This is a genomic window from uncultured Microbacterium sp., from assembly GCF_945952435.1.
GTDB lineage: Bacteria > Actinomycetota > Actinomycetes > Actinomycetales > Microbacteriaceae > Microbacterium.
The window spans coordinates 1-21,057 of sequence record NZ_CAMFHZ010000025.1 but is presented as its reverse complement, the minus strand read 5'-3'; the positions used below and the strand labels follow the sequence as shown (position 1 = coordinate 21,057).

Below are 21,057 nucleotides of genomic sequence, written 5' to 3'. Positions count from 1 at the left end.
CGCGACGGTCGGCCTACGGGCGCGACGCGAACCCGAAGACCCGTCCGAGGAAGCGCACTTCGGCCTCCGCGGCGGCCTCGATCGTCTGGGCCTGTCGGAACCCGTGCCCCTCGCCGGGGAAGAGCAGGTACTCGTGGTCGACGCCTCGGGCCGCCAGGGCGTCGCGGATCGCGGCCGACTGCGACGGCGGGACGACGGTGTCGTCCTCGCCCTGCAGGATCAGCACGGGCACGTCGATCCGCGCGGCGTGGGTCAGCGGGGAGCGCTCGACGTAGACGGCGTCGGCCTCCGGCAGCGGGCCGACGAGACCGTCGAGGTAGAAGCGCTCGAAGTCGTGCGTCTCCTCCGCGAGCAGGCGGAGGTCGGCGACGCCGTAACGGTCGATCCCCGCGGCGAACACCCCGCCCCGCACGAGCGACGACAGCACCGTCCATCCCCCCGCGGATCCGCCGCGGATGGCGATGCGCCGCGGATCCGCGATGCCGTTCTCGACCAGTCCCCGTGCCGCGGCGAGCACGTCGTCCACGTCGACGACACCCCACTGCCCGTCCAATCGCGAACGATACGCGCGTCCGTATCCGGTGGATCCGCCGTAGTTCACCTCCAGTACCCCGATTCCCCGGCTGGTGAAGTAGGTGATCCAGCCCGTCTGCGCGCCCGCGGCGTGCGCCGTCGGCCCGCCGTGCACCTGCACGACGTAGGGCGCGAGGGTACCGGGCTCGCCGGAGGCCTCCGGGTTCGCCGGAGCGTGGTCGAACGCGTGCACGGGGCCGTGCGGACCCTCGAAGGTCACCGGACGCGCCCCCGGCACCCACGCCGGATCCGCCGGCGCCCCTCCGCGGATCGTGCGCAGAGCCCCGGTGTCGGTGTCGAGCTCCCACAGCCCGGGGGAGACCGGCCGTCCCTGCCCTGTGACGAGCACCCGCGATCCGCGGGAGTCCTCGATGCTGAGATCGGCGTCGAACGGCACCTCGAAGACACGGATCTCCGCACCGTCGCGGTCCAGAAGCGCCAAGGAGTCCGAGCCGTCCGTGCGGACGGCGAGGATCCGCCCGTCGTCCAGGACGCGGAACCAGCGCTGGCCGAGCACCCAGAGGCCGCCGCCGGTGTCGGCCGGTGCCGCCGGGAAGACGGTCGTCGTGCCGTCGAGCGCGGCGCGGACGAGGTTCCACCGCCCGGTGTCGTCGCTCGCGAGGAGCACCTCCCCGTCCGACACCCATTCCGGCTGGAGCGCCGCACGGCCGGGGAGCGTCGTCACGGAGCCGGTGTCGGAGTCGGAGTCGGAGTCGGTGCCGGATCCGAGCCCGAGGACGACCGCCTGAGACGCCTCCCACGGCATCCGGCGCTCGTCCCAGCGGACGAATGCGAGTGCGGAGCCGTCCGGCGACAGGGAAGGGTGGGCGAAGAAGCCCGGACCGCGGGCGAGGAGATCCACCGCGCTGTCGTCGTCGGCGGCGGAGCCGTCGGTCGGGATCTCGACGATCGCCCGTTCGTGCGGATCCCCGCGCAGATCCTCCCGCACGGCGAACAGGCGCCCCTGCTGCCGTCGCAGGCCCCCGTACCGGGGCCCCTCGGCGGTCAGCGGCTCCGGGCCGTCGGCACCCGGCGCCAGCCGATGCACGCGCTGACTGTCACCGTCGACGAACAGGAGCGCTCCGTCGTCGGTCACGGTCCAGGCGCCCCCGCCGTACTCGTGCACGCGGGAGCGGGCGCTCCACGGGGTGGGCAGCACCTCGTGCACCGAGCCGTCGGGATCCTGTCGGCGCACGGTCATGCGACCGCGCTCGGCCGGCACGGACTCGCTCCACCAGATCCCCTCGGCGGAGTACCGGGCGCCGTCGATCCGGGAGCCGGAGATCGCCAGTGAGGCGGCGGAGAAGGGGGAGGGCCAGGAGCCGTACGCAGAAGCCATGCACCGAGCGTATTGACCCTGCGACACATGGTGAAACACAGAACGCGGGCATCCTCCGGGCCGCCTAGGTTGGGGAGACCGCCATCAGCCAGGAGAGTCATGTCGTTCGACGCGCCGCCGTTCGCCCCCGCCGGGGGCGTCGTGCCGCGCGTGCCGATCTCCTTCGAGCTGTACCCGCCGCGCACCTCCGCACCGGCCGAGGCGCTGCACGAGACCATACAGCAGCTCGCGGCCGTCGCTCCCCGGTTCATCTCGGTGACCTACGGCGCGGGGGGATCCGTGGGCGGACGGTCGCTCGACGTGCTGCGCTACATCCGCGCGCACACCGCCGTGGAGCCGCTCGCGCACCTGACCTGCGTGGGCAACACGTATGCCGGCGCGTCGCGCCTCATCCGGGAGTTCCTCGACGCGGGGATCCTCAGTTTCCTCGCGCTGCGGGGCGATCCGCCGCTCGACGAGAGCGAGCCGTTCCTCGGCGACCTGGAGAGCTCGGCGCAGCTCGTGCAGCTCATCGACCGGGCGCAGGCGGAGCGCGCCCCCTACGAGGAGCGGCCGATCCCCGGCGTTCCCGGCGCCGTGCAGGTCACCCCGAGGAAGAGGGTGAGCATCGCCGTGGCGGCCTATCCCAACGGTCATCCGCGCTCCACCTACCGCCACCAGGACGTCGAGGCCCTGCTCGCCAAGCAGGCGGCGGGCGCGACGCTCGCCATCACCCAGCTCTTCTTCCACCCGGACGACTACTTCGCGTTCGTCGAGCGCGCGCGCCGTGCCGGGGTGACGATCCCGATCCTGCCCGGCATCATGCCGATCACGTCCCCCGCGCGCCTGCGTCGCGTCCTGGAGCTCAGCGGCGAGGAGCTGCCCGCGGAGCTCTCGATCGCGCTCGAGGTCGAGCCGACGGTCGAGGGGCGCACGGAGATCGGGATCGCCCGCGCCGCCGCCCTCATCCGGGAGCTCGTCGACGGCGGCGCCCCCGGGATCCACCTGTACGCGTTCAACCAGCACCGCACGGTGCTCGCCGTGCTGGAGGACGCCGGCATCCTGCCGAGCACGGCCGACCGAGTCCGCGGCGCGCACTGAGCCGCACCCTTCCCTTCCGTCAGAGAGGACCGACATGACCGCTTTCCCCGAGGGCACGATCCTGGGATATCCCCGCATCGGCCGACGCCGCGAGCTCAAGAAGGCCGTCGAGGCTTTCTGGGCCGGACGGATCGACGAGCGGGAGCTCGAGGAGACCACCGCAGCCCTGCGTGCGGCGACCCGCGACAGGCTCGCCGCCCAGGGCCTCGGCCGCGAGGACTCCGCGATCCCTGAGTCCTTCTCCTACTACGACCAGGTTCTCGACGCGGCGGTGACCGTGGGTGCGATCCCGGCCCGCTTCGAGGACCTTCGTTCGGCGGACGGCACCATCGGGCTGCCGGCCTACTTCACGATCGCGCGCGGCGAGGGCGATCGTGCCCCGCTGGAGATGACGAAGTGGTTCGACACGAACTACCACTACCTCGTGCCGGAGATCGGTCCTGACACCGCGTTCTCGCTGTCCAGCGATCGGCTCGTGCGTCAGGTGCAGGAGGCGGCGGAGGCCGGATTCCGTACGCGCCCTGTCCTCGTCGGACCGGTCACCTTCCTCGCGCTCGCGAAGGCCGCCGACGAGGCGCCCGAGGGCTTCGATCCGCTGTCCCGTCTCGACGATCTCGTGCCGGTGTACGCCGAGGTCCTCGCCGCGCTCCAGGCCGCGGGGGCCGAGTGGGTGCAGCTCGACGAGCCCGCGCTGGTGAGCGAGTCGCTGCCGGCGTCGGCGTCGGTGCTCGGCGATGCCGCCGCGCGGGCGTACGGCGCGCTCGGGGCTCTCTCCGACCGTCCCGCGATCTTCGTCGCGGCCCCCTATGCGGCCCTCGACGCGAACCTCGCGGTGCTCGCCGCGGCGCCGATCGAGGCGATCGGACTCGATCTCGTCCGCGGGACGGTTCCGGCGCCGGTTCCCGGTCTGGAGGACAAGGTCCTCGTCGGCGGCGTCGTGGACGGTCACAACATCTGGCGCGGCGACCTGGCCCGTGCGTTCGACACGCTCGAGGCGCTGCGGGGGCTCGGCGCAGCGGGCATCGCGGCGTCGACGTCCACCTCGCTGCAGCACGTGCCCCACGACGTCGAGGACGAGACGAAGCTCGATGCGCGTCTGGTGAGCTGGCTCGCCTTCGCCGACCAGAAGGTCGCCCAGGTCGTGACGCTCGCGAAGGGTCTGCGCGAAGGCCGTGCGGCGATCGCCGAGGAGCTCGACCCGGCCACCGCGGCGCTCTCCGACCGTCTCGGCGCCCCCGGCGTGCGCGTCGACGCCGTGCGCGCCCGCACCGCGGCGCTGGCGGCCGCGGACTTCGACCGGGGCGACTACGAGGCGCGCGTCGCTGCGCAGGACGCATCTCTCGGCCTGCCCGCGTTGCCGCTCACGACCATCGGATCCTTCCCGCAGACGGGCGACATCCGCCGTGCCCGCGCTCGTTTCACCCGCGGAGAGATCACCGCGGAGGACTACGACGGGTTCCTGCGGGCCGAGATCGGCCGCGTCGTCGCGCTGCAGGAGGACCTCGGACTCGACGTGCTGGTGCACGGCGAGCCGGAGCGCAACGACATGGTGCAGTACTTCGCCGAGAACCTGGACGGTTTCGACGTCACGGAGAACGGCTGGGTGCAGTCCTACGGGTCGCGGGCGACGCGCCCCTCGATCCTCTGGGGCGATGTCTCGCGCCCTGCGCCCATGACGGTCGCCTGGTCGCGGTACGCCCAGTCGCTCACCGCCAAGCCCATGAAGGGCATGCTGACGGGACCCGTGACGATCCTGGCGTGGTCGTTCGTGCGCGACGATCAACCGCTCGCCGAGACGGCCAATCAGGTCGCCCTCGCGCTGCGCGACGAGATCGCCGACCTCGAGGACGCGGGGATCACGGTGATCCAGGTGGACGAACCGGCGCTGCGCGAACTCCTGCCGCTGAAGAAGGCGGACCAGCCGGCCTACCTCGACTGGTCGGTCGCCTCGTTCCGCCTCGCCACGGCGGGCGCGGAGACGGCGACCCAGGTGCACACGCACCTCTGCTACTCGGAGTTCGGCGTCGTCATCGACGCGATCAAGGCGCTCGACGCCGACGTCACCTCGATCGAGGCGGCGCGCAGCCGCATGGAGGTCGTCACCGACATCGCGGCGAGCGGCTTCGACCACGGGATCGGCCCCGGCGTCTACGACATCCACTCGCCGCGCGTCCCGGCCGTCGACGAGATCGAGACCCTGCTCCGCCGCGCGGTCGAGGAGATCCCGAACCGCCAGCTCTGGGTGAACCCGGACTGCGGACTGAAGACGCGGGGATACGACGAGACCAACGCCTCGCTCGCGAACATCGTGGAGGCCACGCGCCGCGTGCGCGAGGACGTGTCCGTCGCGATCTGAGCGAGAACGACGAGGCCGCCCCGGATCCGATCCGGGGCGGCCTCGTCGCGTGTGCGGGGCGGCGGCTCAGACGGCGCGCAGCACCGCCACGATCTTTCCGAGCACCACGGCGTCGTCGCCGAGGATGGGCTCGAACGCGCTATTGCGGGGGAGGAGCCAGACATGGCCGTCACGACGGCGGAAGGTCTTGACCGTGGCCTCGCCGTCGAGCATGGCCGCCACGATCTCGCCGTTCTCCGCCGTACCCTGGGAGCGCACCACGACCCAGTCGCCGTCGCAGATCGCCGCATCGATCATCGACTCCCCTGACACCTTGAGCATGAACAGGTCGCCCTTGCCCACGAGCTGGCGGGGCAGCGGGAAGATCTCCTCGACCTGCTGCTCGGCCGTGATCGGCACCCCGGCGGCGATCCTGCCGACGAGCGGGACGAGCGCCGCGTCGCCGAGGGACGGCGCCGCGTCTGCGGGATTCTCCGTCGACGATCCGGGCAGGTCGATGAGGACCTCCATCGCACGCGTCTTGCCGGGGTCTCGGCGCAGGTAGCCGCTCAGCTCGAGCTGACCGAGCTGATGGGTCACGCTGCTCAGCGACTTGAGCCCGACCGCGTCGCCGATCTCGCGCATGCTGGGCGGGTAGCCGTAGCGGGCGATCGACGTCTGGATGACCTCGAGGATCGCCATCTGCTTCGCGCTCAGGCTCTTGCGGCGCCGCGTCCGCGGGGCCTCGTCGGGGGTCGCGCCGTCGCTCATGCCATCTCCTTCGTGTGCGCGATGCCCTCATCGGTGCTCGGATCGCGGGTCGGGGACCTCGTTCCCGCCGGCGGCGGTTCGAATGTCGGTGGTCCGTGATGAGGTCTGTACATCGAAACCGTATCCGAGAAATTCCCGGATTCGGAAGATCTGTTCGAGCGTGTCGAGCGATTCTCCGGAGTGATCTTCGAAGAAGGGTTGACAGATGTTCGAACTCGAAAGTATCTTCGGAACGTAGGTTCGCCTCTCCAGAGGCCCGGGGCGGCTCTTCCTCACACGGAAGAACTCCCCGGGGAGAGGCGGATCCCCACACACCAAAGGAGAAGCACCATGAGCAGCATCACCTTCGCCCCTGCAGCCCCCGTCACGCGCCTTCGGATCACCGCGCGCGGGCGTCGTGTGCTGGCGGCTCTGGTCGCGGTGCCGCTCTCCGGTGCGCTCGTGTTCGCGGCGCTGAGCGGAGGGGCCGCGCTCGCCTCGGGTGACCTCGGGCACGCGCAGTCGTTCGAGACCGTCACGGTGCAGCCCGGCGACACGCTGTGGTCCATCGCGGGCGACATCGCGCCGGAGGCGGACCCTCGCGACGTCGTGGCCGACATCTCCCGGCTCAACGTCATCCAGGCCGGTGCGCTCTCGGTCGGCCAGCACCTCGCGATCCCGGCGCAGTACTCGTCGCACTGATCGTCGCACGGACGTCATGAGGAGTCGGTGTTCAGCCGGGACGCCTAGCATGGGACGGTGACTGTCTCGCTCGACGACCTACCGCTTCGCGACGATCTACGCGGGCTCCGCCCGTACGGTGCGCCGCAGGCCCCGCTGCCCGTGGCACTGAATGTGAACGAGAACACCCACCCGGTGCCGGAGGGGGTGGCGAGCGACATCCTCGACGAGATCGCGGTCGCGCTGCACGACGTGAACCGCTATCCCGATCGGGAGTTCACCGAGCTGCGCGAGGGCTTCGCGAACTATCTGGGTCACGGCCTCGAGGCGAAGAACATCTGGGCCGGCAACGGTTCGAACGAGGTCCTGCAGCACATCCTGCAGGCGTTCGCGGGCCCCGGCCGGACGGTGTTCGGGTTCGCACCCACCTATTCCATGTACCCGCTGCTGGCGCAGGGCACCGGCGCCACCTGGGTCGCCGGGACGCGTCACCCCGACTACGAGGTCACCGTCGACGACGCGGTCGCGCAGGTGCGCGACAACGACCCCGATGTGATCCTGCTCTGTTCACCGAACAACCCGACGGGTACGCCGCTCTCGCTCGACGTCGTCGAGGCGGTCTACGAGGCCTCCTCTGGCATCGTCATCGTCGACGAGGCGTACCAGGAGTTCGCGCCGAAGGACGCGCCCTCGGCGTTGTCTCTGCGCGAGGGGCGCCCGCGTCTCGCGGTCTCGCGCACGATGAGCAAGGCCTTCGCGTTCGCCGGCGCCCGCGTCGGCTATCTCGCGGCGGACCCGGCGTTCATCGACGCACTGCGCCTCGTCCGCCTTCCGTATCACCTCAGCGCGCTGACGCAGGCGGCGGCCGTCGCGGCGCTGCGCAACGCGCCGACCATGCTCGCGATGGTCGACGAGATCGTCGGGCAGCGCGATCGGATCTCCGCCACGCTCGAGGCCCTGGGCTACACCCCGCACCCGTCCTGGGCGAATTTCGTCCTGTTCGGCGGGGTCTCCGATCCCTCGGCGACCTGGCGTGCGCTCTACGACAAGGGCGTGCTGATCCGCGACGTCGGGATCCCGCAGCACCTGCGCGTCACGGCGGGCACGGAGGCCGAGACCACCGCGTTCCTGGATGCGCTCGCCTCGATAGGATCGGCATCATGACCGCCCGCACCGCCCGCCGTTCCCGCGCCACCTCGGAGTCGACGGTCGAACTCGAGCTGAACCTCGACGGCACCGGCCAGAGTCGTATCGACACCTCGGTCCCGTTCTTCGACCACCTGCTCACGGCGTTCGCCAAGCACTCGTTGACCGACCTGACCGTGCGGGCCTCCGGCGACACGGACATCGACGCCCACCACACCGTGGAGGACGTGTCGATCGTGCTCGGGCAGGCGATCCGCGAGGCGCTCGGCGACAAGAACGGGATCTCCCGGTACGGCGACGCCCTCGTGCCCCTCGACGAAGCGCTCGTGCAGGCCGTCGTTGACATCTCCGGCCGTCCCTACCTCGTCCACGAGGGGGAGCCGTCCGGCTTCGAGCACCACCTCATCGGCGGTCACTTCACGGGATCGCTCGTCCGCCACGTGTTCGAGGCGATCGCCTACAACGCCGCCCTCACGGTGCACGTCCGCGTGCTGAGCGGACGCGACCCGCACCACATCGCGGAGGCCGAGCTCAAGGCCTTCGCCCGTGCCTTCCGTCAGGCGAAGGCGCTCGACCCGCTCGTCCAGGGCGTGCCGTCGACGAAGGGCTCCCTGTGAGCGATCCCGCCGTGCGTCGTCCCACCGTGGCGGTGTTCGACTACGGGTCCGGCAACGTGCACTCGGCGGTCAAGGCGCTCATCCGCGCCGGGGCCGATGCCGAGCTGACGGGCGATCGGGCTGCCGCGCTCGACGCCGACGGCCTCGTGGTGCCCGGCGTCGGCGCGTTCGCCGCGGTCCGCGAGGCGCTCGCGGCGCAGGGCGGGGACGAGATCATCGAGCGTCGACTCGCGGGCGGTCGTCCCGTGCTGGGCATCTGCGTGGGCATGCAGGTGCTGTTCGCGCGCGGCGTCGAGCGGGGAGCGGACGTCGATGGTCTCGGCGAGTGGCCGGGCGCGGTCACGGAGCTCGACGCACCGGTGCTTCCGCACATGGGATGGAACACCGTCGAGCCCGCCGAGAACAGCGTCCTCTTCCGCGGGATCGAGGACGAGCGGTTCTACTTCGTGCACTCCTTCGCCGCACAGGACTGGGAGCTCGAGGTCGCGCCGCCGTTCCCGCAGCCCGCGCTGACCTGGGCCGAGCACGGCTCCCGCTTCCTCGCCGCGGTCGAGAACGGCCCGCTGTCGGCCACGCAGTTCCATCCCGAGAAGTCGGGCGAGGCGGGCATCCAGCTGCTGCGCAACTGGATCTCGACCCTCTGACCGACACCCGCACGATTCCAGCCGCAAGGACGACATGAACGATTTCGCACAGGAACCCTCCCTCACCCTCCTCCCCGCCGTCGACGTGGCAGGGGGACAGGCGGTCCGGCTGACGCAGGGCGAGGCCGGATCCGAGACGAGCTACGGCGACCCGGTCGACGCCGCGGCCGAATGGGTGGACCAGGGCGCCGAGTGGATCCATCTCGTCGATCTCGACGCCGCGTTCGGACGGGGCAGCAACGCGTCCATCCTGCGCAAGGTCATCAAGCAGTTCCGCAGCGTCAACGTCGAGCTGTCCGGCGGGATCCGCGACGACGCGAGCCTGGAGGCCGCCCTCGAGACAGGGGCCGCGCGCATCAACCTGGGCACCGCCGCGCTGGAGAACCCCGAATGGGCCGCCGATGTGATCGCCCGTTACGGCGAGGCCGTGGCGGTCGGCCTCGACGTGCGCGGCACGACGCTCGCCGCGCGGGGCTGGACCAAGGAGGGCGGGGACCTCTGGACGGTCCTCGACCGTCTGGAGGAGGCCGGTTGCAGCCGGTACGTCGTGACCGACGTGACCAAGGACGGCACCCTGCGCGGCCCGAACCTCGACCTGCTGCGCGAGATCACCGCGCGCACGCCCAAGCCGGTCGTGGCCTCGGGCGGCATCGCGAACCTCGACGACATCGCCGCACTCCGAGCGCTCGTGCCGCTCGGGGTCGAGGGCGCGATCGTCGGCAAGGCGCTCTATGCCGGCGCCTTCACCCTCGTCGAGGCGCTGGATGTCGCAGGATCCTGAGGCCTGCGCGCACGCCGGACACGGCGCTGCTGGGCCGGAACGCCTCGGCGACTCCGCGGGGGTTCCGTGGGAAGGGCGGCGCTTCGAGGCGAATCCGCACGCCTCGGACGACGGGTCCGCCGATCCGGCGCTCTGGGACGCGCTGATCCGGTTCCGCGCGGGCGACGCCTCGCAGACCGAGGTCGTCGATGCGTTCCGCGCGGCGCGGGTGCTCGTCCCGCTGATCGCCGAGAAGGGGGAGGAGGGGGTCGCGCCGTCGGGTCTGACCGTCGACAAGACGCAGGAGCTCTCCCTCGTCACGGTCGCCGCTCCCGACGGGCGTACCGTGCAGCCGGCGTTCACGAGCGTGGACACGCTGCGAGCCTGGGATCCGTCGGCGCGGCCGATCCCCGTCGACGCCGCGCGCGTCGCGCTCTCCGCGTCGAGCGGCGATGCCGAGCTGATCGTGCTGGATCCGGGCTCTGCGTCGGAGTTCGTGCTGCGCCGGCCGGCGGTGTGGGCGGTTGCGCAGGGCCAGCCCTGGGAGCCGTCCTTCCTCTCGCCGGAGGTCTACGCCGGGCTCCAGGCGAGCGTCGGCGCCGAGCTCGCGGTGATCGACGTCGCCGTGTCGGCGGGGGATCCGGAGGCGCGCCTGCGCGGTCCGGAGCTCGTCGTGACCCTCGAACTCGTCGAGGGCCTCGACCGCGCGACGCTCGACGCCGTCCTGTCGCGGCTCGCGCAGCGCTGGGCCGCCGACGACCGCATCGCGGTCCTGGTCGACTCGCTCACCGTCCGTCTGACGGCGAGCGCCTGACACACGGCGGCCCCTGAGGGGCCGCCGGTCCCGATCAGGTGACGGGGCCCGTGAGCTTCTCGCCGGGACCCTGGCCGATCGCGTCGGGGATCGGGGAGGCCTCGCGGAAGGCGAGCTGCACCGACCGCAGCCCGTCCCGAAGGGACCGGGCGTGCATGTCGCTGATCTCCGGGGCCGCGGCGGTGATGAGCCCGGCGAGCGCGTTGATGAGCTTGCGCGCCTCGTCCAGATCGGTCTGCGTCTCGGGATCGTCGGCGAGCCCGACCTTCACCGCGGCCGCGCTGAGCAGGTGGACGGCGGCCGTGGTGATGACCTCCACGGCGGCGACGTCGGCGATGTCCCGCGCGGCACCGGTCACGGTGTCGTCGAGCGTCGTCTCGTCGACGACGGAGTCGGGGTGCGGGGAGGTCGAGACGTGCTCGTGTCCGTCGGGCGCGGGGGTGCTCACAGTGCCGGCTTTCCGAAGGTCGTGCCTTCTGATAGACTTCTGCGGGCTCCGGGGCATACGTCCCGGCACGAAAGAGGATTCACTTCCCACCCGCGCTTGCCGCTCAAGGCTACCGGGTTCCGCACTCCGCCGGATCCACTCCGGCAGTCCGACGAAGGTCGGCCACCGAGCATTCGGTGGAGGGTGTACGCCGACGTCTGAGTGTCGGCGGGTGGGAGACGATTCCGATTTCGCCCGTGATCCTTCCGGATCGCGGTGGCCGAAACCATCGTCTAAGGAGTCCGCATCAGCGATCCCCGCACCAATGAGCGCATCCGCGTCCCCGAGGTCCGCCTCGTCGGTCCCGCGGGTGAGCAGATCGGCGTCGTCCGTATCGAGGCGGCGCTGCGTCTTGCGCAGGAAGCCGACCTCGATCTCGTCGAGGTCGCCCCGAACTCGAAGCCTCCCGTGGTCAAGATCATGGACTACGGCAAGTTCAAGTACGAGGCCGCGCAGAAGGCGAAGGAAGCTCGCCGCAACCAGGCGAACACCATCCTCAAGGAGGTGCGCTTCCGTCTGAAGATCGAGGCGCACGACTACACCACGAAGCTCAAGCGCGCCGAGGGCTTCCTCAAGTCCGGCGACAAGGTGAAGGCGATGATCCTGTTCCGCGGTCGCGAGCAGTCGCGTCCCGAGCAGGGCGTGCGTCTGCTCCGCAAGTTCGCGGAGGACGTGGCCGAGTTCGGCACCGTGGAGTCCAACCCCACGATCGACGGACGCAACATGGTCATGGTCGTCGCCCCGCTGAAGAACAAGTCCGAGGCGAAGGCCGAGCAGAACGCGGTCCGCGCCGCGAACAAGCAGGCCGCGCGCGACGCCAAGGCCCCCGTCGGCCAGGGCGAGCCGGCCGAGCCCGCCGCGGAGTGATCCGCGGGGCGCAGCCCCACACAGACCTCCCGCACCGCGCGGGCAGAACCCTGTCGCCCACACGGGCGCCATACGAAGGAAGAGAAGATGCCGAAGCAGAAGACCCACTCGGGTGCCAAGAAGCGCTTCAAGATCACCGGCAGCGGCAAGCTGAAGAAGCAGCAGGCCGGGATGCGCCACAACCTCGAGCACAAGTCGAGCCGTCGCACCCGTCGCCTGAACCAGGACGAGGTCCTGTCGGCCGCCGACACCAAGGTCGCCAAGAAGCTCCTCGGCCGCTGACGCGTCCGATCCGACGAAGAGGAACACAAGAAAATGGCTAGAGTCAAGCGCGCCGTCAACGCTCAGAAGAAGCGCCGCGTCATCCTCGAGCGCGCCTCGGGTTACCGTGGCCAGCGCTCGCGCCTGTACCGCAAGGCGAAGGAGCAGGTCACCCACTCCCTGGTCTACGCGTACCGCGACCGTCGCAAGCGCAAGGGCGACTTCCGTCGCCTGTGGATCCAGCGCATCAACGCTGCTGCCCGTCAGAACGGCATCACGTACAACCGCTTCATCCAGGGCCTCGGTCTCGCCGGCGTCCAGGTCGACCGTCGCATGCTCGCCGAGCTCGCGGTGAACGAGGCCGCGACCTTCGCGGCGCTCGTCGAGGTCGCCCGCAAGGCTCTGCCGGCGGACGTCAACGCGCCGAAGTCGGCCGCGTAAGCACCGGAATCCCGAAAGGGCGTCGTCTTCGCAGACGGCGCCCTTTCGCGTTCCCTAGACTGTGTTCGTGCTGGAGAACCCTCGATCCCCGCGCGTGCGCGCCGTCGCCAAGCTGACCAAGCGCAGCGCGCGCACCGAGACCGGTCTGTTCCTCCTCGAAGGACCGCAGGCCGTCCGCGAAGCGCTCGCGTACCGGCCGGACGCGATCGTCGAGCTGTTCGCCACGCCCACGGCCTGGGACAAGCACGCCGACCTGCGCGCCGCAGCCGTCGACGAGGACATCCGCTTCGAGTTCGTCACCGAGTTCGTGCTCTCGGCGATGGCCGACACGGTCACCCCGCAGGGCGTCGTCGCCGTGGCACGGCAGACCCCGACCTCGGTCCGCGACATCTTCGCCGCCGGGCCGCGGCTCGTCGCGATCTGCGAAGAGGTGCGGGATCCGGGGAACCTCGGCACGATCATCCGCGCCGCCGATGCCACGGGCGCCGACGCCGTGGTGCTCACCGGACGCACGGTGGACCTCTACAACCCCAAGGTCGTGCGATCCACCACGGGCTCGCTCTTCCATCTTCCGGTGTCCGTCGGCGGCGACCTCGCGGACGTCGTCGAGAGGGCGCACGGCGCCGGCCTCCAGGTGCTCGCGGCCGACGTCGGCGGCGACGACCTGCTCGCGGCCAGGGCCGAGGGCGTTCTCGCCGCGCCGACCGCGTGGCTGTTCGGCAACGAGGCGCGCGGGCTCGACGAGGGCGCACGCGATCTCGCGGACCGGGCACTGCGGCTGCCGATCTTCGGCCGTGCCGAGTCTCTGAACCTGGCGACGGCGGCCAGCGTGTGCCTCTACGAGAGCGCCTTCGCCCACCGGGCCTGAGGGGCGGGATGAGCATCCTCATCGTCGAAGACGACGAACGCGTGGCCGATGCGCTGGCCGGATTCCTGGGTCGCGCCGGCTATGCGGTCGAACGTGCGGGCGACGGCCGCAGCGCGATGAAGGCCCTCGGATCCGAGACGGAGGCGGTCCTGCTCGACCTCGGCCTTCCCGACGTCGACGGGATCGAGCTCTGCCGGCGCATCCGTGCGGTGAGCGGCGTCCCCGTTCTCATCGCGACCGCCCGCAGCCAGGTGCACGAGCGGATCCGCGGGCTGCGGGCCGGAGCCGACGACTTCCTGGTCAAGCCGTACGACGTGCAGGAGCTGCTCGCGCGCATCGAGGCGGTCGCGCGCCGCACCCACGCCCTGCCGGGGGAGGCGGGTCCGGTCGGCATCGACATCGACGGGGTGCGCATCGACCTCGTCGCGCGCCGCGTGCTCGTCGACGGGGTCGCGGTCGAGCTCACGCGCAAGGAGTTCGACATCGTCGCCGTGCTGGCCCGGCATCCCGGTGCGGCGGTGCCCCGCGACCGCCTGATCCGCGAGGTGTGGAACACCGACTGGCAGAGCTTCGCCCGCTCGCTCGAGGTGCACGTGGCCTCGATCCGGCGCAAGCTCGGCCGCCCCGCGCTCATCGAGACCGTGCGCGGCGTCGGATACCGGCTGACGGGGCTCTGAGCGATGCGGCGCCGGCTGTTCATCGTGCTGCTCGTCCCGCTCGCCGCGGTGCTCGTGCTGCTGAGCGGGGCCTACGGCTGGGCGGCGTCGCGCAGCGTGCAGCAGGCGTTCTACACGCAGCAGGTCGGCGATCTCGGAACGTTCCTCACGAGCGCGCGGCAGGCGCTGCAGTCCGCCGATGCGAGCGGCGGCAGCGCCGCAGTGCTCGACGCGGAGCTGAGCCGCTACCGCGAGCTGTACGGCACGCGGGTCGTCGTCGTGGACCGGTCAGGACGGCCGTGGGCGCCGTCCTCCGATGCGGCGGTCGTCTTCGACGAGCCGACCGCCGGCAAGGTGCAGCTCGCGCTCTCCGGACGCCGGGGCGACCTGCCGGAGCCGGTCCTGCTGCCCTGGCAGTTCGCCGAGCAGTCCCTCGTCGAGCCGATCGTCGACCAGGGCGACGTCATCGGTGCGATCGTGATGTCGGCGAGCGTCGATGCGCCCAGGGCCGAGATCGTCCGGCAGTGGATCCTGCTGGGCGTGGTGGTCGTCGTCGCACTGGCCCTCGGACTGCTCGTCGTGCTGTGGCTGGCGACCTGGGTCCTGCGCCCCGTGCAGCGGGTCGATCGGGCGATGGAGGCGATCGAACGCGGCGACATGGATGCCAGGATCGCGGACGACACGGGCCCGCCGGAGCTGCGCCGCATGGTCGCGCTGTTCAACCGCATGGCGGGGGAGATCGAACGCGTGGTCTCGCGGCAGCAGGAGTTCGCGCTGAACGCCTCGCACGAGCTGCGCAATCCGCTGAGCGCTCTGCTGCTGCGCCTGGAGTCGCTGGCCACCGGCCTGGACCGCAGCTGGGACGGCGAGGTGGAGGCCACCCGCGAGGAGGGGCGGAGGATGACGCGCATCCTCGACACGCTGCTCGCCTTCGCACGCGGCGGCGGGCGCTCCGGACTGCAGGGGCCGGTCGACCTCGCTGCGCTCGCGCAGCGCAGGGTCGACTCCTGGCGGGACGCGGCGGCCGCGCAGGGCGTCTCCTTCGAGACGCGCCTGGACGAGTCGGCCACGAGCGTCTGCGACGAGACCATCGCGGAGAGCGCCCTGGACGCGGTGATCGACAACGCGGTCAAGTTCTCCCCGCGTCGCAGCACGATCGAGGTGGCCGCGGAGAGGCTCGGCGACGACTGCCTGCTCTCGGTCCGCGATCACGGACCGGGGATGGACGACGAGGACATCGTCCATGCGACGGACCGGTTCTGGCGCAGCGAGCGCACCAGCGACCTGCCCGGATCCGGGCTGGGGCTGGCCATCGCCACGGATCTGCTCGCGACCGTCGGCGGCAGGCTCCGGGTCGAGTCGGCGGACGGCGGAGGTCTGCGCGTGCTCCTGCTCCTTCCTGCTGCGGAGGCGCGATGAACGGGCCGGTGCGACGGACCGTCGCCCTGCTCGCGGCGCTGCTGTGCGTCGTGGGGCTCGCGGCGTGCGCGCCGGGCGACCGGAGCTGGACGGACCGTCCGCAGGCGATCGCCGGCGGAGGGCCGACGGGCGTGTACTTCGACTACGGGACGCAGCTCGCCGTCACCCTGCACGACCGGTTGGGCGCACGCTTCTCGGGGCAGCGCACGGCCGGATCCGTCGACAACCTGCAGCGGGTCGGAGACGGACGCGCCGTGCTCGGTTTCGCGCAGGGCGACGCGGTCGCCGACGCGGCGGCCGGCACCGGGGCGTTCGCGACGCCGATCCCCGTCGTCGCAGTGGCGCGGCTGTACGACGAGTACGTGCACATCGTGGTCCGCGACGATTCCACCGTGCGCACTCTCCGCGATCTCGCCGGCCGCTCCGTGTCGCTCGGCGCGCGCGGCTCGGGCGTCGAGGTCCTCGCCCAGCGGGTCCTGAGCGCGGCGGGCGTCGACGTCTCGTCGGTGCACAACGCCCAGGCGGGGCTCGAGGACTCGATCACGGCCCTGCGACGGGGGCAGATCGACGCGTTCTTCTGGGTGGGGGGTCTGCCGACGCCCGGGATCGAAGCACTCGCGGCCGCGAGCCCGATCCGTCTCCTGTCGATCCCGCCGGCCGTCGTCGACGCCGTGAACGCCGCGCACAACGGCGCCTACCGCCAGGCGGACTTCCCGGTCGGCGTCTACGGGATCGACGCGTCCACAGTCACGATGACCGTTCCCAACTACCTCGTCTGCCGACGCGACACCTCCGAGAGCCTCATCCACGACGTGACGGCGACGCTCTTCGACGCCCGCGCCACGCTCGCGGCCCGGGTTCCGGCGGCCGCGCTGCTGGACCGTCGGCAGGCGATCTTCACGGATCCGATCCCGCTGCACCCCGGTGCGATCCGGTACTACCGCGAAGCGCACGGCTGAGCCGATCGCGCGTCGCGAAACCGGCGGGGAACGGGCCGGAAAAGCCCCGGAAACACGGGCCGCTCAACCCTCAAGGATTCCTCAAGGACGCCGCGGAAGGCGCACCGCGCCCAATAACGTCATCGGCACCACGGCGACACAGCCGTCCCGTCGATCCTCACGGAGATCCGCATGCCCGATGCCCCCGCGCCCGCCGGCGCCCCGCTCGTCGTCGTCGATCACGTGCAGAAGCACTACGGCGACTTCCAGGCGCTCACCGATATCGACCTCACCGTGCGCAAGGGCGAGGTGGTCGTCATCATCGGCCCGTCCGGATCCGGAAAGTCGACCCTCTGCCGCACGATCAACCGTCTCGAGACGATCACGAGCGGCACCATCTCGATCGACGGGGAGAAGCTCCCGAGCGAGGGCAAGGGGCTCGCACAGCTCCGGGCCGACGTCGGCATGGTCTTCCAGTCCTTCAACCTCTTCGCGCACCTGACGATCCTGGAGAACGTCACGCTCGGCCCGATCAAGGTCCGCGGCAGGAAGAAGGCGGACGCCGAGAAGGAGGCCATGCAGCTCCTCGAGCGCGTCGGCGTCGCGCAGCAGGCCGCGAAGCTTCCCGCGCAGCTCTCGGGCGGTCAGCAGCAGCGCGTCGCGATCGCCCGTGCGCTCGCCATGCACCCCAAGGTCATGCTCTTCGACGAGCCCACCAGCGCGCTCGACCCCGAGATGATCAACGAGGTCCTCGACGTCATGGTCGAGCTCGCGGCGAGCGGCATGACGATGATCGTCGTCACCCACGAGATGGGCTTCGCACGCAAGGCCGCGAACCGCGTCGTCTTCATGGCCGACGGCCGCATCCTCGAGGAGGCCGAGCCCGAGGAGTTCTTCACGCATCCGAGCTCGGATCGTGCGAAGGACTTCCTCTCCAAGCTCCTCACGCACTGACCCCGCACCACAGCACCCGCACCTGCACCATCGAAGGAGAAACGCACATGCTCAAGACACGCGCACTCGCGGGCGTCGGCCTCGCCGTCGCCGCGCTGCTCGCTCTCACCGGCTGCAACAGCGGCAGCCCGTCCACGCCCGCCGGCGAGGGCTCGACGCCGACCAGCGACAAGCCGCTGTTCGAGGTCGCCAAGGACGTGAAGCTCGAGGGCAGCCCCACGTTCGACCGGATCACCAAGAACGGCAAGATCACGATCGGCGTCAAGGAGGACCAGCCCGGTCTCGGCTACAAGGACGCGGCCACCGGCAAGCGCAGCGGCTTCGACATCGACATCGCGCGCTGGATCGCCGCCTCGCTCGGCTACAGCGAGGACAAGATCGACTTCAAGCCGATCCCGTCTGCGAACCGCGAGCAGGCCATCGTGAACGGTGACGTCGACTACTACGTCGGCACCTACTCGATCACCGACAAGCGCAAGGCCGTCATCGACTTCGCCGGCCCGTACTTCGTCACGGGCCAGGGGCTCCTCGTACGCAAGGGCGACGACTCCATCAAGAGCGAGAAGGACCTGGCCGGCAAGACGGTCTGCTCGGCGACCGGATCCACGCCGCTGCAGAACATCCAGGCGAACTTCCCCGACACGAAGACCGTCGGCCTCGACCTGTACTCGGCCTGCGTGGACCAGCTGATCAGCAAGCAGGTCGACGCGGTCACCACCGACCAGGCGATCCTGCTCGGCTACGCGGCGCAGGACCCGGACGAGCTCAAGGTCGTCGGCGAGCCCTTCACCACCGAGAAGTACGGCGTCGGCCTCACCAAGGGCGACACCGCGTTCCAGACCTTCGTGAACGACATGTTCACGAACGGTGGGGACACCTGGAAGGCGATCTTCGAGAAGAACCTCGGCGCGAGCGGCCTGAAGGTCAGCCAGCCCGCCGTCGAGAAGTAGGCCTTCCTTCGACCGGTGCGGCCGGCTGGGGGGCCCGGCCGCACCATCTCCCCTTTTCTTCCCCGTCCTGAAGGAGAAGCACGCGTGGACGCTCTGCTGGGCAACCTCGACCTCTGGGGCCAGGCGATCGCCAACACGGTCCTCCTGTTCCTCGGCGGAGGTGCGCTGGCTCTCGTGCTCGGCACCCTCGTCGGTGCGATGCGGGTCTCGCCCGTGCCGATCGCCCGTGGGGTCGGCACGGTGTACGTCAACCTCATCCGCAACACCCCGCTCACCCTGGTGTTCTTCTTCTTCGTGTTCGGCTACCCGAAGCTCGACCTGCCGGAGATCCCCTTCCTGCCGCTGGGGATCATCGCGCTCGGCGTCTACACCGCGACCTACGTGGCCGAGGTGCTCCGCGCCGGCATCAATACGGTCCCGGTCGGCCAGGCCGAGGCGGCCCGCGCGATCGGGCTGTCCTTCGGCCAGGTCATGACGCTCGTCGTCATGCCGCAGGCCTTCCGCTCGGTCGTGCCGCCGATGATGAGCGTGTTCATCGCGCTGCTGAAGAACACGACCGTGGCCGCGGGCTTCTCGATCGCGGAGCTCGCGGCGCTGCGCGCCACCGTCGCCGACTCGGCCAACCGCCCCGGCACCGTCATGGAGATCCTGCTCTGGGTCGCCGTCGTGTTCATCGTCCTGGTACTGCTGCTGAGCCTGCTCCAGCGGCACTTCGAGAAGAAGTGGAGGATCGCCCGATGAGCGGTGCATCCGTTCTCTACGACGTCCCCGGGCCCCGGGCGGTCGTGCGCAACCGCGTCCTCGGCGTCGTCACCGTGCTCGTGGTGCTCGCGATCCTCGGCTTCGTCGTCTACCGCTTCGCGGTGACGGGGCAGTTCGACGCCGCGCGGTGGAACATCTTCACCTACACCCTCGTCTGGCAGGGCCTCGCGCAGGCGCTCTGGGCGACCGTGAGCGCGTTCCTCGTGTCGGCGGTCGGCAGTCTCATCCTGGGCTTCGTGCTCGCGATCGGGCGGCTCTCCGAGCACGCCTGGGTGCGGGTTCCCGTCACCGTCGTGATCGAGCTGCTGCGCGCCGTGCCGGTGCTCGTGATGATGATGATCTTCTACTACGGCATCAACTCGATCCCGGACAGCACCTTCCGGATGTCGCCGTACGCCGCCGTCGTGATCGGACTCGTGCTGTACAACGGCTCGGTGCTCGCCGAGGTCCTCCGTGCGGGGATCGAGGCCCTGCCGCGCGGTCAGAAGGAGGCCGGGTACGCGATCGGGCTGCGCAAGTCCGGCGTGATGGCCTTCATCCTGCTGCCGCAGGCGATCCGGGCGATGCTGCCGGTCATCGTCGCCCAGCTCGTGGTCACCCTCAAAGACACCGCGCTCGGGTTCATCATCACCTACCCCGAGCTCATCTACTACGCCAAGTTCCTCAGCTCGCAGCCGGGGCGTCCGCTGCTGCAGGCGGGGCTCGTCGTGGCGGTCATCTACATCTCGATGTGCCTCATCCTCTCCGGGGTCGCCAAGTGGCTGGAGGGTCGCGCGCGGCGTTCGCCGAGGCTGAAGGGGTACACGCCCGACGCGGGCGGCGACGACCCGCGGATCCACGACGGGAGCACCGTCACGGAGGTGATCGCGCTGCAGCGCGGCGGGGGCAAGTTCGACGGCACGTCCACGGGCCCGGGGAACGGGATCTGAGCGCCGTTCGGCCCGGCGGGCCGCGCCGGTAGACTCGACTCTCGTGTCCGACAACACCCAGAACACTCCCGACATCACGCCCGAGGCGGTGGAATCCGCGGTCGATGCCGCGCTCGCCGCGATCGGATCCGCGGCAGACACGGCCGAGCTCAAGGCCGCCCGCGCCGCGCACGTCGCCGAGGGATCGCCGCTCGCGATCCTGAACGCGTCGATGCGCCAGGTCGCCCCCGAGCACAAGGCCGCCTTCGGCAAGCTCATCGGCCAGGGCCGCGGACGCGTGACCCAGGCGCTCGCGGCGAAGGAGTCCGAGCTCGCCGAAGCGGAGACGGCGGCGCGCCTCGAGGCGGAGCGGATCGACATCACCGCGGTCGCCTCGCGCACCCCCGTAGGCGCCCGCAACCCGCTCACGCTCCTGCAGGAGCAGATCAGCGACGTCTTCGTCGGCATGGGCTGGGAGATCGCGGAGGGCCCGGAACTCGAGCACGAGTGGTTCAACTTCGACGCGCTGAACTTCGACGTCGACCACCCCGCCCGGCAGGAGCAGGACACCTTCTACGTGGATCCGCCGTCGCGCCATCTCGTCATGCGTACGCACACGAGCCCCGTGCAGGTGCGCTCGATGCTCGACCGCGAGGTCCCGATCTACGTCCTCTGCCCAGGGCGCGTGTACCGCACCGACGAGTTCGACGCGACCCACCTCCCCGTGTTCACCCAGTTCGAGGGGCTGGTCGTCGACAAGGGCATCTCGATGGCGCACCTCAAGGGCACGCTCGACCACGTCGCGCG

The 21,057-nt window shown here is 70.8% G+C and carries 23 protein-coding genes; 20 read left to right on the top strand and 3 right to left on the bottom strand.

Translation table 11 applies throughout. From position 1 onward, the window contains the following. Positions 1-13: 13 nt before the first annotated feature. On the bottom strand, positions 14-1,912 hold the full coding sequence (locus tag Q0P88_RS12655) for a prolyl oligopeptidase family serine peptidase (protein ID WP_295014687.1): 1,899 nt from the start codon (positions 1,910-1,912) through the stop codon (positions 14-16). Between the two features lie 99 nt (positions 1,913-2,011). Between Q0P88_RS12655 and Q0P88_RS12650 the strand changes: the two genes are divergently transcribed. Next, positions 2,012-2,992 (top strand): methylenetetrahydrofolate reductase, encoded by a 981-nt coding sequence (locus Q0P88_RS12650; protein WP_295014685.1) that lies wholly within the window; start codon positions 2,012-2,014, stop codon positions 2,990-2,992. Positions 2,993-3,026: 34 nt separating this feature from the next. Then, the gene (gene metE, locus Q0P88_RS12645) at positions 3,027-5,348 is read left to right on the top strand and encodes a 5-methyltetrahydropteroyltriglutamate--homocysteine S-methyltransferase (protein WP_295014683.1); all 2,322 of its coding nucleotides are present in this window, start codon (positions 3,027-3,029) and stop codon (positions 5,346-5,348) included. Positions 5,349-5,414: 66 nt separating this feature from the next. On the opposite strand, the gene lexA is transcribed toward metE, so the two are convergent. Next, on the bottom strand, positions 5,415-6,098 hold the full coding sequence (lexA, locus tag Q0P88_RS12640; protein WP_295014681.1) for a transcriptional repressor LexA: 684 nt from the start codon (positions 6,096-6,098) through the stop codon (positions 5,415-5,417). Between the two features lie 330 nt (positions 6,099-6,428). On the opposite strand from lexA, the gene Q0P88_RS12635 reads away from it, so the two are divergent. The 6 genes from Q0P88_RS12635 to Q0P88_RS12610 are packed head-to-tail and all read left to right on the top strand — an operon-like array spanning position 6,429 to position 10,739. Continuing rightward, entirely contained in the window at positions 6,429-6,779 is a 351-nt protein-coding gene (locus tag Q0P88_RS12635; RefSeq protein WP_295014679.1) for a LysM peptidoglycan-binding domain-containing protein, read from the top strand. A gap of 57 nt (positions 6,780-6,836) precedes the next feature. Then, positions 6,837-7,922 carry a histidinol-phosphate transaminase gene (locus Q0P88_RS12630; RefSeq protein ID WP_295014677.1) on the top strand — a complete coding sequence of 362 codons (1,086 nt, stop codon included), beginning with the start codon at positions 6,837-6,839 and terminating at the stop codon, positions 7,920-7,922. Continuing rightward, positions 7,916-8,521 carry an imidazoleglycerol-phosphate dehydratase HisB gene (hisB, locus tag Q0P88_RS12625; protein WP_295014742.1) on the top strand — a complete coding sequence of 202 codons (606 nt, stop codon included), beginning with the start codon at positions 7,916-7,918 and terminating at the stop codon, positions 8,519-8,521. The genes Q0P88_RS12630 and hisB overlap by 7 nt, the downstream gene beginning before the upstream one ends. Continuing rightward, complete coding sequence (gene hisH / locus Q0P88_RS12620; protein WP_295014675.1) at positions 8,518-9,165, top strand: imidazole glycerol phosphate synthase subunit HisH; 648 nt, start codon at positions 8,518-8,520, stop codon at positions 9,163-9,165. The genes hisB and hisH overlap by 4 nt, the downstream gene beginning before the upstream one ends. Positions 9,166-9,199: 34 nt before the next feature. Continuing rightward, the gene (gene priA / locus Q0P88_RS12615; protein ID WP_295014673.1) at positions 9,200-9,946 is read left to right on the top strand and encodes a bifunctional 1-(5-phosphoribosyl)-5-((5-phosphoribosylamino)methylideneamino)imidazole-4-carboxamide isomerase/phosphoribosylanthranilate isomerase PriA; all 747 of its coding nucleotides are present in this window, start codon (positions 9,200-9,202) and stop codon (positions 9,944-9,946) included. After that, entirely contained in the window at positions 9,930-10,739 is an 810-nt protein-coding gene (locus Q0P88_RS12610; RefSeq protein ID WP_295014671.1) for an SseB family protein, read from the top strand. The genes priA and Q0P88_RS12610 overlap by 17 nt, the downstream gene beginning before the upstream one ends. A gap of 34 nt (positions 10,740-10,773) precedes the next feature. Here the strand turns inward: Q0P88_RS12610 and Q0P88_RS12605 are convergent, their stop codons facing one another. Next, a complete protein-coding gene (locus tag Q0P88_RS12605) occupies positions 10,774-11,187 on the bottom strand; it encodes a DUF1844 domain-containing protein (RefSeq protein ID WP_295014669.1) in 414 nt (137 codons plus the stop codon). A gap of 285 nt (positions 11,188-11,472) precedes the next feature. Between Q0P88_RS12605 and infC the strand changes: the two genes are divergently transcribed. The 12 genes from infC to Q0P88_RS12545 form a co-directional block, all read left to right on the top strand. Further along, a complete protein-coding gene (gene infC, locus Q0P88_RS12600; RefSeq protein ID WP_295014740.1) occupies positions 11,473-12,093 on the top strand; it encodes a translation initiation factor IF-3 in 621 nt (206 codons plus the stop codon). An 87-nt stretch (positions 12,094-12,180) separates the two neighbouring features. After that, entirely contained in the window at positions 12,181-12,375 is a 195-nt protein-coding gene (rpmI, locus tag Q0P88_RS12595) for a 50S ribosomal protein L35 (RefSeq protein WP_295014667.1), read from the top strand. A 33-nt stretch (positions 12,376-12,408) separates the two neighbouring features. Beyond that, positions 12,409-12,795 carry a 50S ribosomal protein L20 gene (gene rplT / locus Q0P88_RS12590; protein WP_295014665.1) on the top strand — a complete coding sequence of 129 codons (387 nt, stop codon included), beginning with the start codon at positions 12,409-12,411 and terminating at the stop codon, positions 12,793-12,795. A 67-nt stretch (positions 12,796-12,862) separates the two neighbouring features. Further along, positions 12,863-13,663, top strand: coding sequence for an RNA methyltransferase (locus tag Q0P88_RS12585; RefSeq protein ID WP_295014663.1), 801 nt, complete (start codon positions 12,863-12,865; stop codon positions 13,661-13,663). 8 nt (positions 13,664-13,671) lie between these two features. Next, on the top strand, positions 13,672-14,340 hold the full coding sequence (locus Q0P88_RS12580; RefSeq protein ID WP_295014661.1) for a response regulator transcription factor: 669 nt from the start codon (positions 13,672-13,674) through the stop codon (positions 14,338-14,340). 3 nt (positions 14,341-14,343) lie between these two features. Next, a complete protein-coding gene (locus tag Q0P88_RS12575; RefSeq protein ID WP_295014659.1) occupies positions 14,344-15,738 on the top strand; it encodes a HAMP domain-containing sensor histidine kinase in 1,395 nt (464 codons plus the stop codon). After that, positions 15,735-16,697 carry a TAXI family TRAP transporter solute-binding subunit gene (locus Q0P88_RS12570; RefSeq protein WP_295014657.1) on the top strand — a complete coding sequence of 321 codons (963 nt, stop codon included), beginning with the start codon at positions 15,735-15,737 and terminating at the stop codon, positions 16,695-16,697. The genes Q0P88_RS12575 and Q0P88_RS12570 overlap by 4 nt, the downstream gene beginning before the upstream one ends. A 171-nt stretch (positions 16,698-16,868) precedes the next feature. Next, positions 16,869-17,630, top strand: a complete 762-nt coding sequence (locus tag Q0P88_RS12565) for an amino acid ABC transporter ATP-binding protein (RefSeq protein WP_295014655.1) — start codon at positions 16,869-16,871, stop codon at positions 17,628-17,630. A gap of 47 nt (positions 17,631-17,677) precedes the next feature. Next, positions 17,678-18,580, top strand: coding sequence for a glutamate ABC transporter substrate-binding protein (locus Q0P88_RS12560; protein ID WP_295014653.1), 903 nt, complete (start codon positions 17,678-17,680; stop codon positions 18,578-18,580). 84 nt (positions 18,581-18,664) lie between these two features. Further along, entirely contained in the window at positions 18,665-19,321 is a 657-nt protein-coding gene (locus Q0P88_RS12555) for an amino acid ABC transporter permease (protein WP_295014651.1), read from the top strand. After that, positions 19,318-20,271: an amino acid ABC transporter permease gene (locus tag Q0P88_RS12550; protein WP_295014649.1), complete on the top strand. Its 954-nt coding sequence runs from the start codon at positions 19,318-19,320 to the stop codon at positions 20,269-20,271. Before Q0P88_RS12555 ends, Q0P88_RS12550 begins: the two co-directional genes overlap by 4 nt. A 43-nt stretch (positions 20,272-20,314) precedes the next feature. Further along, a partial coding sequence (locus Q0P88_RS12545; protein WP_295014647.1) for a phenylalanine--tRNA ligase subunit alpha occupies positions 20,315-21,057 on the top strand: 743 nt, incomplete at its 3' end.

Bases quoted from the DNA above. Each gene is read 5' to 3' on its own strand.
- Q0P88_RS12650 (WP_295014685.1), top strand. From the start codon at position 2,012: ATGTCGTTCGACGCGCCGCCGTTCGCCCCCGCCGGGGGCGTCGTGCCG.
- rplT (WP_295014665.1), top strand. From the start codon at position 12,409: ATGGCTAGAGTCAAGCGCGCCGTCAACGCTCAGAAGAAGCGCCGCGTC.
- Q0P88_RS12550 (WP_295014649.1), top strand. From the start codon at position 19,318: ATGAGCGGTGCATCCGTTCTCTACGACGTCCCCGGGCCCCGGGCGGTC.
- rpmI (WP_295014667.1), top strand. From the start codon at position 12,181: ATGCCGAAGCAGAAGACCCACTCGGGTGCCAAGAAGCGCTTCAAGATC.
- Q0P88_RS12575 (WP_295014659.1), top strand. From the start codon at position 14,344: ATGCGGCGCCGGCTGTTCATCGTGCTGCTCGTCCCGCTCGCCGCGGTG.
- Q0P88_RS12570 (WP_295014657.1), top strand. From the start codon at position 15,735: ATGAACGGGCCGGTGCGACGGACCGTCGCCCTGCTCGCGGCGCTGCTG.
- Q0P88_RS12655 (WP_295014687.1), bottom strand. From the start codon at position 1,912: ATGGCTTCTGCGTACGGCTCCTGGCCCTCCCCCTTCTCCGCCGCCTCA.
- Q0P88_RS12580 (WP_295014661.1), top strand. From the start codon at position 13,672: ATGAGCATCCTCATCGTCGAAGACGACGAACGCGTGGCCGATGCGCTG.
- Q0P88_RS12610 (WP_295014671.1), top strand. From the start codon at position 9,930: ATGTCGCAGGATCCTGAGGCCTGCGCGCACGCCGGACACGGCGCTGCT.
- metE (WP_295014683.1), top strand. From the start codon at position 3,027: ATGACCGCTTTCCCCGAGGGCACGATCCTGGGATATCCCCGCATCGGC.
- Q0P88_RS12560 (WP_295014653.1), top strand. From the start codon at position 17,678: ATGCTCAAGACACGCGCACTCGCGGGCGTCGGCCTCGCCGTCGCCGCG.
- lexA (WP_295014681.1), bottom strand. From the start codon at position 6,098: ATGAGCGACGGCGCGACCCCCGACGAGGCCCCGCGGACGCGGCGCCGC.
- Q0P88_RS12635 (WP_295014679.1), top strand. From the start codon at position 6,429: ATGAGCAGCATCACCTTCGCCCCTGCAGCCCCCGTCACGCGCCTTCGG.
- Q0P88_RS12565 (WP_295014655.1), top strand. From the start codon at position 16,869: ATGCCCGATGCCCCCGCGCCCGCCGGCGCCCCGCTCGTCGTCGTCGAT.
- priA (WP_295014673.1), top strand. From the start codon at position 9,200: ATGAACGATTTCGCACAGGAACCCTCCCTCACCCTCCTCCCCGCCGTC.